The 14,093-nt window shown below is 33.0% G+C and carries 15 protein-coding genes; 11 read left to right on the forward strand and 4 right to left on the reverse strand.

Features of this window, described 5'->3' with window-relative positions:
• The first annotated feature begins 36 nt into the window (after nucleotides 1-36).
• From DM444_RS13755 to DM444_RS13770, 4 genes are all read left to right on the forward strand, one after another.
• Entirely contained in the window at nucleotides 37-1,008 is a 972-nt protein-coding gene (locus tag DM444_RS13755; protein ID WP_111287593.1) for a DUF6515 family protein, read from the forward strand.
• A gap of 98 nt (nucleotides 1,009-1,106) precedes the next feature.
• Nucleotides 1,107-2,237: a formylglycine-generating enzyme family protein gene (locus tag DM444_RS13760; protein ID WP_111287595.1), complete on the forward strand. Its 1,131-nt coding sequence runs from the start codon at nucleotides 1,107-1,109 to the stop codon at nucleotides 2,235-2,237.
• 118 nt (nucleotides 2,238-2,355) lie between these two features.
• Nucleotides 2,356-3,633 (forward strand): peptidase T, encoded by a 1,278-nt coding sequence (pepT, locus tag DM444_RS13765; protein WP_111287597.1) that lies wholly within the window; start codon nucleotides 2,356-2,358, stop codon nucleotides 3,631-3,633.
• Nucleotides 3,634-4,221, forward strand: a complete 588-nt coding sequence (locus tag DM444_RS13770) for a YdeI/OmpD-associated family protein (RefSeq protein ID WP_111287599.1) — start codon at nucleotides 3,634-3,636, stop codon at nucleotides 4,219-4,221. It begins immediately after the preceding gene.
• A 295-nt stretch (nucleotides 4,222-4,516) separates the two neighbouring features.
• On the opposite strand, the gene yajC is transcribed toward DM444_RS13770, so the two are convergent.
• The 3 genes from yajC to DM444_RS13785 form a co-directional block, all read right to left on the reverse strand.
• On the reverse strand, nucleotides 4,517-4,792 hold the full coding sequence (gene yajC / locus DM444_RS13775; protein WP_053471036.1) for a preprotein translocase subunit YajC: 276 nt from the start codon (nucleotides 4,790-4,792) through the stop codon (nucleotides 4,517-4,519).
• Between the two features lie 122 nt (nucleotides 4,793-4,914).
• A complete protein-coding gene (nusB, locus tag DM444_RS13780; RefSeq protein ID WP_095931444.1) occupies nucleotides 4,915-5,826 on the reverse strand; it encodes a transcription antitermination factor NusB in 912 nt (303 codons plus the stop codon).
• Nucleotides 5,827-6,066: 240 nt separating this feature from the next.
• Entirely contained in the window at nucleotides 6,067-7,173 is a 1,107-nt protein-coding gene (locus DM444_RS13785; protein WP_111287601.1) for a Glu/Leu/Phe/Val family dehydrogenase, read from the reverse strand.
• A gap of 203 nt (nucleotides 7,174-7,376) precedes the next feature.
• On the opposite strand from DM444_RS13785, the gene DM444_RS13790 reads away from it, so the two are divergent.
• The 4 genes from DM444_RS13790 to DM444_RS13805 all read left to right on the forward strand — a co-directional run bounded on the left by DM444_RS13790 (nucleotide 7,377) and on the right by DM444_RS13805 (nucleotide 11,137).
• A complete protein-coding gene (locus DM444_RS13790) occupies nucleotides 7,377-9,155 on the forward strand; it encodes an ABC transporter ATP-binding protein (RefSeq protein ID WP_111287603.1) in 1,779 nt (592 codons plus the stop codon).
• Between the two features lie 68 nt (nucleotides 9,156-9,223).
• On the forward strand, nucleotides 9,224-9,592 hold the full coding sequence (locus tag DM444_RS13795; RefSeq protein WP_111287605.1) for a PUR family DNA/RNA-binding protein: 369 nt from the start codon (nucleotides 9,224-9,226) through the stop codon (nucleotides 9,590-9,592).
• A 150-nt stretch (nucleotides 9,593-9,742) separates the two neighbouring features.
• The gene (locus DM444_RS13800; RefSeq protein WP_111287607.1) at nucleotides 9,743-10,567 is read left to right on the forward strand and encodes an alpha/beta hydrolase; all 825 of its coding nucleotides are present in this window, start codon (nucleotides 9,743-9,745) and stop codon (nucleotides 10,565-10,567) included.
• A gap of 24 nt (nucleotides 10,568-10,591) precedes the next feature.
• Nucleotides 10,592-11,137 carry an RBBP9/YdeN family alpha/beta hydrolase gene (locus tag DM444_RS13805; protein ID WP_111287609.1) on the forward strand — a complete coding sequence of 182 codons (546 nt, stop codon included), beginning with the start codon at nucleotides 10,592-10,594 and terminating at the stop codon, nucleotides 11,135-11,137.
• A 69-nt stretch (nucleotides 11,138-11,206) separates the two neighbouring features.
• On the opposite strand, the gene DM444_RS13810 is transcribed toward DM444_RS13805, so the two are convergent.
• A complete protein-coding gene (locus tag DM444_RS13810; protein ID WP_111287611.1) occupies nucleotides 11,207-11,542 on the reverse strand; it encodes a tRNA-binding protein in 336 nt (111 codons plus the stop codon).
• 131 nt (nucleotides 11,543-11,673) lie between these two features.
• On the opposite strand from DM444_RS13810, the gene DM444_RS13815 reads away from it, so the two are divergent.
• The 3 genes from DM444_RS13815 to DM444_RS13825 all read left to right on the forward strand — a co-directional run bounded on the left by DM444_RS13815 (nucleotide 11,674) and on the right by DM444_RS13825 (nucleotide 14,021).
• Nucleotides 11,674-12,567 (forward strand): alpha/beta fold hydrolase, encoded by an 894-nt coding sequence (locus DM444_RS13815; RefSeq protein WP_111287613.1) that lies wholly within the window; start codon nucleotides 11,674-11,676, stop codon nucleotides 12,565-12,567.
• A gap of 127 nt (nucleotides 12,568-12,694) precedes the next feature.
• Entirely contained in the window at nucleotides 12,695-13,249 is a 555-nt protein-coding gene (locus DM444_RS13820; RefSeq protein WP_111287615.1) for a thioredoxin family protein, read from the forward strand.
• 376 nt (nucleotides 13,250-13,625) lie between these two features.
• Nucleotides 13,626-14,021 carry a GreA/GreB family elongation factor gene (locus tag DM444_RS13825; protein ID WP_111287617.1) on the forward strand — a complete coding sequence of 132 codons (396 nt, stop codon included), beginning with the start codon at nucleotides 13,626-13,628 and terminating at the stop codon, nucleotides 14,019-14,021.
• Nucleotides 14,022-14,093 lie beyond the last annotated feature (72 nt).

Genomic DNA, 14,093 nt, shown 5'->3' on the forward strand with positions numbered 1-14,093 from the left:
TTTTTTCATAACTTTAATTAACATAAAACACTGAATATGAAAAACATATCAAAAACAGTAAAAAAATCAGCGCTCCTGTGCTTGATTGGAACATTTTTCCTTCTTTCTATTGATAGTTTTGCACAGCGTCATGGTGGTGGAGTTCGAAGAGGCGGTGGTGGAGCAACTCAGGCTAGACCTGCTCGACCTGCAACTCAGTCCAGACCAAATGTGAACCGACCTACAACTACTAGACCTGCTGCAACTACTAGACCTGGATCTAATAATTCTGGAACAAAAGTTACCAGACCTGCAAACAGTTCAAATTCTAAGATCAATAATAGAAGTAATACTACTAACAGAAATAATACTGTAAACAGAAATAATACAGGTAATAGAAATACCAATATCAGTGGCAATACAGTAAACAGAAATAACATTAATGTTGACCGAAGCCGAGATATTACGATCAATAATAATCGGAATACGGTGGTAAGAAGAAATACTGTTGTTTATGCCCGTCCGCCTTATGTTTATGGCGGATATAGATATTACGGTTATCATCCTTATTATTATCACCCCTACAGACCTTTTTACTGGGGACCAGTTTGGCATCCTTGGGGATTTTTCGTTGCAACGTTAGCCGTTACAGCAATCGTTGTTAGTGTCGAAAGTACTCAATATCATTATGATCAAGGAGTTTGGTATGCCCCGTCAAGCGGAGGTTATACTGTTGTGCCTGCACCTGTTGGTGGAACTGTAAACAATATCCCAAGTGGAGCGCAAACCGTCAATACAGGAACCGTCAACAACTACTATTACGGCGGAACGTATTATGAAAAGGATGGCAGTAACTATAAAGTTGTTGCTCCTACAGCTGGAACAATCGTAGAAAGTTTGCCAGAAGGCGGTGAAGAGGTAACAATTGGTGATGTAAAATATATCAAATTTGGAGAAACTTATTATCAGCCTGTGCAAATTGATGGTAAAAACAAGTACGAAGTTGTTCTTGTTGAAGAAGATAAGTAAACTTTATTAATCCTATAAAATTAATATAATTATAAAAGTTATTTTCATAATTTTATACCCGCTATTGACAACCATAATCAGTTCAAAAATAATTAACCATGAAAAATAAAACCTTTTGGATTTTCGCTTTGCTAACGTTATCCATTATTTCAATTGCTTACAGCTATACCAGATTTGCATTTAAAGAAGAAAAAACGGTTGCAGAATGCCATGAAGTTCCAAGCAACATAGAATCAGAATTTAAACCGACTATCGAAAATAAATTTAAACCAACAGCAAAAGCGCCAAAAGGTATGGTTTGGATTCCTGGAGGTGAATTTTCTATGGGAAGCAATGTTGAAGATGAAAGTCTGTGCAGTATTAAAGGTGTAACGAAAGATGCAGCTCCAATTCACAGAGTGTATGTAGATGGTTATTATATGGATGAAACTGAAGTAACTAATGAAGAATTCGAAAAATTTGTAAAAGCAACTGGTTATGTTACTGTGGCTGAACAAAAACCTACTAAAGAAGAATTTCCAACGGCAAACGAAGAAGATTTAATAACAGGTTCTGTAGTCTTCACTCCTACACCATCTGCTGTTAATTTGAATAATTTTTTGCAATGGTGGCGTTATGAGCCAGGTGCAGATTGGAGGCATCCTGAAGGCCCACAAAGCACTATTATAGGAAAAGAAAAATACCCTGTTGTTCATGTTGTTTATGAAGATGCTGAAGCTTACGCAAAATGGGCAGGAAAAAGACTTCCAACTGAAGCAGAATGGGAATTTGCTGCAAGAGGCGGTAAAACTGGAAATTTGTATGCGTGGGGAAATGATTTAAAACCAAAAGGAAAATTTCAAGCTAATATTTATCAAGGGCATTTTCCAATAAAAGATGGCGATACTGGCGAAGATGGTTTCAAAGGAATTGCTCCAACAAAACAATACGCTCCAAATGCATACGGCTTGTACGATATCGCTGGAAATGTTTGGGAATGGGTACACGATTGGTATAGTGTTGATTATTACAAATCATTAGCAGAAAGCGGGAAAGTAACAAAAAATCCGCAAGGTCCAGATGCTTATTATGATCCAAACGATCCTTCTGAAGTAAAACGCGTTCATCGTGGCGGTTCGTTTTTATGTACTGATCAATATTGCACGCGATACATGGTTGGAACAAGAGGAAAAGGCGAAATCAGATCTGCCGCAAACCACGTAGGTTTTAGATGCGTAAAAAGTAAATAACAAATTCAAAATACTAGAAAGGGATTCAATTTAGAATCCCTTTTTTTATTAATTCAGATATTGAAAGCTAAATTTTACAGCAGAAATTTTTTTCTATATTTGCTAAAAATTCAAAAAAATGCAACATATCATAGATCGCTTTATCAGTTATGTAACGATTGATACGGAATCGGATCCAAATTCACAAACAACACCAAGTACACAAAAACAATGGAATCTTGCCAATAAATTAGTTGACGAATTAAAAGCAATTGGCCTTGAAGATGTAACGATTGACGACAAAGCTTACATCATGGCAACACTTCCGAGCAATGTTGATCATGAAGTGCCAACAATTGGTTTTGTTTCTCATTTTGATACTTCTCCAGATTTTAGCGGAGCGAATGTAAAACCACAGATTGTTGAAAATTACGACGGAAAAGATATTGTTTTGAATGCTGAGAAAAACATTGTTTTATCTCCAGATTACTTTAAAGATTTATTATTATATAAAGGGCAAACGATCATTACAACTGACGGAACAACTTTATTAGGAGCAGACGATAAAGCTGGAATTACAGAAATTGTTTCTGCAATGGAGTATCTTATTCAGCATCCAGAAATCAAACACGGAAAAATCAGAATCGGTTTTACTCCAGATGAAGAAATTGGCCGTGGCGCGCATCATTTTGATGTAGAAAAATTCGGAGCACAATGGGCTTACACAATGGACGGAAGTCAGATTGGCGAATTAGAATATGAAAATTTCAATGCTGCTGGAGCTAAAATTACTTTTAAAGGAAAAAGCGTTCATCCAGGTTATGCTAAAGGAAAAATGATCAATTCTATGCTTTTGGCAAATGATTTTATCAATGAGCTTCCAAAAGGTGAAACTCCACAAGAAACTAGAGGTTACGAAGGCTTCTTTCACGTTCACCACATAAAAGGAAATATCGAAGAGACAGTTTTAGAATTAATTATTCGTGATCACAACAGAAAGAAATTCGAAAAAAGAAAAGAATTGATTCATAAACTGGCGAAACAATTCAATAAAAAATTCGCGAAGAAATTCGGAGAAGACATTGTAACGGCAGAAGTTAAAGATCAATATTACAATATGAAAGAAAAGGTTCTGCCTGTAAAATATATTGTAGATATTGCTGAAAAAGCGATGAGAGAATTAAACATCAAACCGATCATTAAACCAATTCGCGGCGGAACTGATGGTTCTCAATTATCATTCATGGGACTACCTTGTCCGAACATTTTTGCAGGCGGGCATAATTTTCACGGAAAATACGAATATGTTCCAGCAGAAAGCATTCAGAAAGCAACTGATGTTATTGTGAAAATTGCTGAATTAACAGCGATTCCTGGTATTTTTGACGCATCAGAAAAATCTAAAAAAAGCAAATAATTGGAAACTAAATCCGAAAATAGAGGCATTTGGAAATACGGCGATAAATGGGAAGAAGAATTACTATTCCTAAAATCGATCATTGACAAAACCGAACTGACTGAAACTACAAAATGGGGCGGTCCTGTTTATGTTTACGAAAAGAAAAACGTAATTGGCCTTGGCGGATTTAAAGATTATTTTGCAATATGGTTTTTTAATGGCGTTTTCTTAAAAGACGAAAAAAAGAAATTGATAAACGCTCAGGAAGAAGTAACGAAATCTTTGCGACAATGGCGTTTTACTTCGAAAGAAGAAATCAACGAAAAAGAAGTTTTAGAATACATTCACGAAGCTATTGAAAACGAAAAGCAGGGAAAAGTCATTAAACCAGCAAAAAAAGAAGCAATAGTTTCAGCACTTCTAAATGCAGAAATGGCTAAAAATCCAGATTTGAAGTCTGCTTTCGAAAAATTTTCTCCTTACAAACAATACGAGTTTTTAGAATATATTGAATCAGCAAAACAGGAGAAAACAAAGCTTTCAAGAATTGAAAAAGTACTTCCGATGATTTTAGCTAATATTGGGTTGAATGATAAATACAGGTAATATTTAGAAATTCAAAATTCCAATAACTTTGTCATTCTGAGCGAAGTCGAAGAACCAAACTATACGAGACTAAACCTTTATCAAAGTTTTAAACTTTGACAAAGGTTTTTCTTTTTTGTCATCCTGACGAAGGAAGGATCACACGCGGAAATCGACAAAGATTGGAGACATACTGTATGGAGTTTCTTGTGTGATCCTTCCTTCGTCAGGATGACAAGATTACTGTGAATAAAAAACAAAAAAATCCCAAACTCCAATTGGAATTTGGGATTTTTAAAATATTGTAATTTAAAAATTAAGCTTTTTTATTCAAAGCAGCACTCAATTCTAAAGAGATAGCAGAACGTTCTAATTTTAATTTTCCAGACATAGTTTCGATTACAACAGTAGTTTCTGCTAATTCAGCAATTTTACCGTGGAAACCACTTTTTGTAACTATTTTATCACCTACTTTTAGGCTGCTTTCAAATTCTTTTTCGTTTTTAGCTCTTTTTTGCTGTGGTCTAATCATGAAGAAATAGATTACCACGAACATCAAAAGGAATGGCGCAAATTGAGTTAATTGTCCCATAATTTAAATTTATTTTTGATTTATATTTAATATTCTTTTTTAACTCTTCTCCCGAAGCCTCGGGACGCTCAGAGAGACAAAGCAGTTGGAATTTGGTATTTAAAAAATTGAAAATTTAATTTTTACATTAACCCTCTTCCCGCTTTTACCATCTTTTTATTGGCAGTAAGTTCTTTTACAAGATTATCTAAAATTCCGTTGATAAAAATACTACTTTTTGGTGTAGAATACTCTTTTGCAATTTCTAAATATTCGTTAAGAGTTACTTTTACTGGAATTGAAGGGAATTTAATAAACTCACAAATTGCCATTTTTAAGATAATGGTATCAATTTCAGCAATACGATCACTGTCCCAATTTGGTGTTTTATCTTCATATTCTTTTGCAAATGCCGTTTCGTTTAGAATTGTTCTTCTAAATAAATCTTTTGCAAAATCTTTATCTTCAACATCTTTATATAATTTTGGCACTCTAAAATCGTCTGGATCTTCCGTTTTGATTGCTTTCAATTGTTTAACGATATGTGTATTTACAACAGGAATATCATCAACCCAAGTCAATTTATCGTCTTCTAAGTACTCGTATAATTTTTCATTTGGAACAATAACATTTTCAAACAAATCAATAATAAATTGTCTGTCTTCTTCAAACGTATTTACGTTATTGCTCATATATTTTTGGTAGATATCGCTTGCTTTAACATCATTTAAAAGCAAAATAATATAATCATCGTTTAATGACCAGTTATTAATTTTACGATTTTCTAAAGCGATACTAAGAGAATTGCTTTCGGCAAGAAGTTGAAAAATTTTATTCTTTACAAATTTTTCATTCGGATTACGTTCTGCGGCAGTTGCCAGGTGTTTTTTGCTTGACAGATGCAAATAGACAGCTTCTTTTTTGCAAATTTCTATCAATGAAGAAAGCATTATAAGATATAAGTCCTGAATATTGTCAATGCTGTAGAAAAGAAATTTCTCTTCTTTTTCCATGTTATCAGAACCGCTTTGGTGCATTGCATAAATGGATTGCATTACTTTAACGCGTATGTGTCTTCTATTTACCACCTTGTAAGAACATTTAAAAATTAGTCTGCAAAAGTATAACTTTTGATACGTATTTTAAAATTAATTCGTAAAAAAGTAGTTGTTTTAGTGGTCTTTTTTATTTAGTTTTCAGTCCCAGTCCCAGTTTTCAGTATTTAGCGAAAACAAAAAAGTCACAGTTTCCAGATAAACTGAAAACTGTGACTGTAAACTGAGTACTAAAAAAAATTACTTAGAAGCGTTCTCGATTCTTCTTTGATCGATACGATTTTGAGCAATAGTAAGAGCCGCTTTATGCGTTGTAATTCCGTTTTTAGCAGCGAAATCTATAATTTCTAAAGTTGTATTGTAGATATTTTCTGTCTTAGTCATGATTTCAGCTTTACCGTAGTTAGCTAATTCAGCATAAACATTGATAATTCCACCAGCGTTGATTAAGAAATCTGGAGCATATAAAATTCCTCTTTCTTGTAATCTTGCACCGTGAACATTCTCATCAGCTAATTGATTGTTGGCAGCACCAGCAATAACTTTAGCTTTAATTTTATCTACTGTATTATCATTGATTGTTGCTCCCATCGCACATGGCGCGTAGATATCAACATCTGCAGTATATAAATCTTCACCAGTATAGATAGTTGCATTGTATTTTGAAGCAACTTGAAATAATTTTTCTTCGTTGATATCAGAAATAGTTACCTGCGCTCCTTCTTTAGTTAAATATTCAACCAAAGTTTCACCTACGTGCCCGATTCCTTGTACTAGAACTTTTTTACCGTCTAAAACATCAGAACCAAACTGACTTTTAGCAGCTGCTTTCATACCTAGATAAACTCCGTAAGCTGTTACAGGAGAAGGATTTCCAGAACCACCTCTTTCCTCAGAAATTCCAGTAACATAAGGCGTTACATCTCTTACAGTATCCATGTCTTTAGTTTCCATTCCGACATCTTCTGCAGTGATATATCTTCCGCTTAATGAGTGAACAAACTCTCCAAACTTACGCATTAATTCAGGTGTTTTTTGCGTTTTAGCATCACCAATAATAACTGCTTTACCTCCACCAATATTAAGTCCAGTAATAGCAGATTTAAAAGTCATACCTCTCGAAAGACGTAAAACATCATTTAAAGCCTCCCATTCCGTGTTGTAATTCCACATTCTGGTTCCTCCCAAAGCTGGCCCCATAACTGAATTATGAATACCAATAATTGCTTTTAAACCTGTATCTTTGTCATTGCAAAATACAATTTGTTCGTGATCGTCAAAAGATAACTGTCCAAAAACAGGATCCATTTTTTGAAGTTCCTTTCCAGTTGCGAAAGTTGCATCCATAGCGCTAGTATAAATTAGTTAAAATTATGAATTCGTCAAAAAGACTTCTCAAACATAATTAAAAAATACACATGTGCTAATTTTTTATCTTTAAAATAACAATATTACAATATAATTGTTTTGATTAAATCGCAAATTATTATAATTTTATTTAATAATAATTCTTAAATACAAAACAATTCAATATCAGATTTCTTAAAAAAATGAAAGAATTAAGCTATTTAAACAAATATTTCATTAAATATAAATACAGTTTTTCGTTAGGTATTTTAATCACCATAATCGCACAAATATTTTCGTTATTTACTCCAAAGCTTATCAGTAAGTCTTTAAACGCAATTGAGAATTTTGACAAATTATCTGCTGCAGAGCAAAAATCGGAAATAGTAATAGCAACTTTTCGTCAGGATCTTATTCATAATGTGCTACTTATCATTGGAACTACGATTGTTGCTGGATTTTTAACCTTTTTAATGCGTCAGACTTTAATTGTAATGTCTCGTCATATTGAGTTTGATTTAAAAAATGAAGTTTTCAGACAATACGAGAATCTTTCGCAAAATTTCTACAAACAAAATAGAACTGGCGACTTAATGAACCGTATTAGCGAAGACGTTTCAAAAGTCCGCATGTATGTCGGGCCAGCAGTAATGTATACTATTAATACATTTATTCGTTTTGCGATCGTTATATTATATATGTATAATGTATCACCTCTTCTTACCTTATATACTATATTGCCATTGCCGATTCTTTCGTATTGCATTTTCAAATTAAGTTCTGAAATCAATAAAAGAAGTACAACTTTCCAACAATATCTTTCTAAAGTATCCAGTTTTACTCAGGAAATCTTTTCGGGAATTCGCGTTATTAAAGCCTATTCTTTAGAAAATCAGCACCAAAATAATATGATTGATCTTGCCGAAGAAAGCAAACGTAAAAGTTTAAGTCTTGCAAGAGTTCAATCTTTGTTTGGCCCGTTGATGATTGCCCTTATCGGAATCAGTAACTTGGTTGTAATTTATTTTGGAGGCGTAATGTACATTAACGGAAGTATTCCAAACATTGGAACAATTGCTGAGTTTATTTTATATGTAAATATGCTGACTTGGCCAGTTGCTTCTTTAGGCTGGGTTTCTTCAATGGTTCAAGAAGCTGAAGCTTCTCAAAAACGTTTAAATGAATTTTTGAAAATTGAACCGGAAATCAAAAACAAAAACGAAGATTCATCAGACATACAAGGAAATATTACTTTCGAAAATGTTTCTTTTACTTATAAAGACACTAATATTGAAGCGTTAAAAAATGTTTCTTTCACAGTAAAAAAAGGAGAAACATTAGCAATATTAGGAAAGACAGGTTCTGGAAAATCGACTATTCTATCTTTGATTTCGAGATTATATGATGTCGCGGAAGGTGATATTAAAATTGATGAAAGAGAAATCAGTTCTTTAAACTTAAATGATCTTCGAAATAATATCGGAATCGTTCCTCAAGATGCTTTTTTGTTTTCGGATACTATTAAAAACAATATCAAATTCGGAAATCAAAATGCAACAGATGAAGATGTAATCGAAGCTTCAAAAAATGCTGTTGTTCATGACAATATTATTGCTTTCAACAAACAATATGACACCATTTTAGGAGAAAGAGGAATTACACTTTCGGGCGGGCAAAAACAGCGTGTTTCGATTGCGAGAGCGATTATAAAAAATCCAGCAATCTTACTTTTTGACGACTGTCTATCTGCAGTTGATACCGAAACTGAAGAGTTGATTTTGAATAATTTATTTGAAATTTCTAAAGATAAAACCACCATAATTGTAAGCCATCGAGTATCATCTGCCAAAAATGCAGACAAAATTATTATTTTAGAAGATGGTAAGATAATTCAACAAGGTTCTCATAATCAATTAATAAATCAAGAAGGATATTATTCAGCGTTATATTTAAAACAACTTTCGGAAAAAGAATTACTTTAATTGTTGCGTAATAGATAATTTTTTATGATTTTTGAGTACTATTAATTCCAAAAATGATAGAACGTATTATGAGAGAAAATGACATGTTAGAAAAAGAAGAGATTTTTTCTAAAGTATTACGAGCAGGAAGAAGAACTTATTTCTTTGATGTGAGAGCTACCAAAGCTGATGATTATTACATTACTATTACCGAAAGCAAAAAATTTACTGAGGAAGATGGTTCTTTTCACTTCAAAAAACACAAAATTTACTTATACAAAGAAGATTTTAGTGCTTTCGCCGAAATATTAGAGGAAATGACTTCTTATGTTTTGAACCACAAAGGCGAAGAAGTAATTTCTGAAAGACATCAAAAAGATTTTAAGAAAGAATACAGCTCTGAAAAAGCTGAAGGTCAAAGATCTAGTTTTACAGATATCGATTTTGATGATATTTAATCAAAATCATCTATATAAAGTAGGAGTCCAATTTGTTCTGCATTTTGGACTTTTTTTATATATTAATTTATAATTTTAGATTTTAGACTTCAGATTTTAGATTTTCTCAAATCACCTAAATTCAAAGTAATACAATTCAATACTTATAAAATGAAAAAATTAATAGTTCTTTTAAGTTTCTTCTTCTTTGTAATTTCCCTTTCTGCACAGAATACAGAATATGAAACGAAAAACAATATCCAATATTATAATGCTACTGTAAATAAATCTGATAAATATATCGGCGAAAGATGTGTTTTAGATATTTATTATCCAAAAAACAAAACCGGTTTTGCCACAATCGTTTGGTTTCACGGTGGCGGATTAACTGGCGGAAACAAAGAAATTCCTGAAGCATTAAAAAATAAAGGTTTTGCTATTATTGGTGTAAATTATAGATTATCTCCAAAAGCAAAAGCTGAAAAAGCTATAGAAGATGCTGCTGCAGCTGTTGCATGGACTTTTAACAACATTGCAAATTATGGCGGTGACAGAACTCAGATTTTCGTTTCTGGACATTCTGCGGGAGGATATTTAGGAATGATGATTGGTCTGGATAAAAAATGGCTACAAAAAGAAAACATTGATGCGAATCAAATTGCTGGACTTATTCCGTTTAGCGGACAATGTATTACACATTTTGAAATTAGGAGAGAAAACGGAATTCCAGAAAAACAGCCAACAATTGACGAATTTGCTCCTTTATATCACGTTCGCGCGGATGCTCCTCCATTATTGTTAATTACTGGAGATCGCGAATTAGAAATGTTGGGACGTTATGAAGAAAACGCGTACATGGCTAGAATGATGAAATTGATTGGTCACACGCAAACTAAATTATATGAATTAGACGGTTACGGTCACGGAATGACAGAACCTGGTTTTCCGCTTTTAGTAAATGAAGTAAACCGAATTTTAAAAGAACGCAAAAAATAATCACTAAATAAAAATTCCACGGCAATGGAGACACAACTATTAATTATACCAGGACTTGGAGATTCTGGAGAAAAACATTGGCAGACCTTTTGGCACGAAAAATTCGAAAACTCAATTCGTGTTGTACAAGATAATTGGGACGAACCAATTCGAGAAGAATGGCTTGACAGATTAAACGAGAACATCTTAAAACTTAACAAACCAACTATTTTAGTTGCACACAGTTTAGCTGTTTCATTGGTTTTGCATTGGGCAGAAAAAAATAATAATCCAAAAATAGTTGGTGCTTTTTTAGTCGCACCAGCAGATGTTGATTCACCTCAGCACACACCAGAATGTACTAGAAATTTTTCGCCAATCCCGCTTTATAAATTACCTTTTCCATCGGTTGTTGTTGCAAGCGAAAATGATCCTTACGCTTCTTTCGAAAGAAAAAAATACTTCGCAGAAAAATGGGGAAGCGATTTTGTAAATATCGGCCAGCAAGGACACATTAACTCCGATTCTGATTTAAAATATTGGGAAGAAGGGCAGTTGATATTACAGAAATTGATTAAAAAGATTAGTTAAGTTTTCAGTCGCAGTCTCAGTAAACAGTCTAGAACTGAAAACTGCGACTGCGACTGAATACTAAAAAAACTAACCAATACGCAAACCATTTGGTATCTTAAAATCCGGAGCTAATAAAATAACATCTCCGCCCTCGCCTACAGCGCCAAGAACTAGGCATTCACTCATAAATTTTCCGATTTGTTTTTTCGGGAAATTTACAACCGCTACAATCTGGCGATTAATTAAATCTTCTTTCTGATATCTTTTGGTAATTTGTGCCGATGATTTTCTAATTCCGATTTCTGAACCAAAATCAATTGTAAGCTGAAATGCTGGTTTCCTTGCTTCGGGAAAATCGTTTACTTCTATAATTGTTCCGACGCGCATATCTGTGCGTTCAAATTCATTCCAGGTTAAATCCATTTTTAAATTGTATTATTTACAAACCTATAAATTTTGTAATTAATGCGCCTAATTCTATAACCTATTTCTTTTTCTTTAAATCTAATTTTACGAGAAGAAAAAATGAAAATACTCACGTAAAAAGATATAACATGGAACATACTGAACCAAATGCATGCATGTCAATCAAAGATTTTGAATCTAATCTAAAACAGGTTCATACTGATAAATATATAGAAACTGCCCAAAATGTTAGACTTTATGTTAAAGATTATGGTCAAGGAAAACCTGTGATTCTAATTCACGGCTGGCCACTTTCTAATGAAATGTGGGAATATCAAATAGATCATTTAGTACAAAACAATTATCGTGTTATTGCCTACGATCGCCGTGGATTCGGGAAATCTTCTCAGCCTTGGGACGGTTACGATTATGATACTTTGACAGATGATCTTAAAGAAATTATTGAACAACTAGAATTGGAAGACGTAACCCTTGTCGGTTTCTCAATGGGCGGTGGCGAAGTGGTTCGTTATTTCAGCCGTCATGGCGGAAAAGGAGTTACAAAAGCAGCTTTGATTTCGTCAATCATTCCGTTTCTGTTAAAAACGCATGATAATCCAGACGGACATCCAAAAGAAAAAAGTGAAAATACTGCAATGGCAATTAAAGAAGATCGAATTGGTTTTGTAGACAATTTCGGAAAAACATTTTTTGGTGTAAATATCATCAACAAACCAATTAGCACGCCTTTATTAGAATATTATAGAAATTTATGTTCCGTGGCTTCTCCAAGAGCTACTTTAAAATGCGCTGAATCTTTTTCATACACGGATTTTAGAGATGAAGTAGATTTCATTAAAGTTCCAACTCTAATTATTCACGGAGACGACGATAAAATTGTACCAATTGATCTTACTTCAAGAAAAGCAGCAAAATCAATTGCAAATAATACTTACATTGAATATGAAGGAGCGCCACACGGCTTATTTTACACCGATAGAGAAAAGCTAAATGAAGATTTATTAGATTTTTTGAATTCATAAAAATTAAAAAAAGTATCCAAAGAAGCAAGCTGTTGTGGCTAACTGCTTTCTTTGGATACTTTTTATTCTTGTGCTCTTTTATTTACAGTTTTTTAAAGCTATTTTTGAAAATCAAATTTCAAATAAAATGGCACGAACAGAATCAACAATGCTTCCATTAGGAACAATTGCTCCTGATTTTTATTTAAAAGATACGAATTCAAACAATACTTATTCTTTTAAGGATTTAAAAGGTTCTAAAGGCACTTTGGTTATGTTTATCTGCAACCATTGCCCATTTGTGCATCATGTTATTAAAGAAGTTGTAATGATTGCAAATGATTATCGTGTGCAAGGACTTGGAGTAATTGCTATCTCAAGTAATGATGTTGTAAAATATCCACAAGATGGTCCTGAGTTAATGACAGATTTTGCAATGGAAAACAAAATCGATTTTCCTTACTTGTATGATGAAACCCAAGAAGTTGCAAAAGCCTATCAAGCAGCCTGTACGCCAGACTTTTATTTATTTGATAATCAAGACAAATTATTCTACCGCGGACAACTAGATGATTCTAGACCTGGCAACGGAATTCCTCTTAGCGGAAGCGATCTTAGAGGTGCTATAGATGCCTTAATTTACAATAGAAGCTTAAAAGATCCACAGAAGCCAAGTTTAGGCTGCGGCATAAAATGGAAGTAATATCTCACTAAATTCAAAAAGATTAACTATCTTTGCAAATCAAATTAATACTCCTTATGGGAAATAAAACACCATTTACAGCTTCTAAAAAGTCGTTTTGCCAAGCAAAACCGCTACCTGCTGTAATTATTTCACATAATAAGGCCTTTATTTTTTAGGCCTCCGTCTACTTCACTTTTCTTCTTTTTGACGGAGGATTTTTACCAGATTTAAACATTTAATTTATTTGACAGAATCAAATTGGTCGAATATTTTTTTGTTTTCCAGATTAAACGTTTCGATTCTGTCTTTTTTAAAGACTGATTTTTTTCGTTTGTAAATTTCTTTATAAGAAGAGAAATCATTTAAATTTTATAACAATAAATTCAATATAGATATGAAACCCACACCCACTTTCTGTAAATCAGATTATCAATTTTTAAGGGAATTGATTTTAAAAAGTAAAAACTCAACAAATACTAAAGAAGCAAATCAGCTTTCACAAGAATTAGATCGCGCTGTAATTAGTAAAGAAAGCGAATTGGATAGTTCAGTAATCCGAATCAATTCATTTGTAACGATAGAAGATGTAAAAGCTAATAAACAAATGAAAATTCAAATCGTTTTGCCTTCGGCAGCAGACGTAAAACAATCTAAAATATCAATTTTAGCACCTTTAAGTGTTGCTATTATTGGTTTTAAAGAAAATGACGAAGTTGATTGGGAATTACCGGCTGGCATCAAAACTTTAAAAGTAATAGCTGTAGATAACTCTGCTGTACATCATTCTTAAGTTTTAAAACACCTCATTTTGTGATGGTGTTTTTTTTATATCTATTTGAAAATAAAAAACCGATTCAATCAT

Source organism: Flavobacterium ginsenosidimutans, assembly GCF_003254625.1.
GTDB lineage: Bacteria > Bacteroidota > Bacteroidia > Flavobacteriales > Flavobacteriaceae > Flavobacterium > Flavobacterium ginsenosidimutans.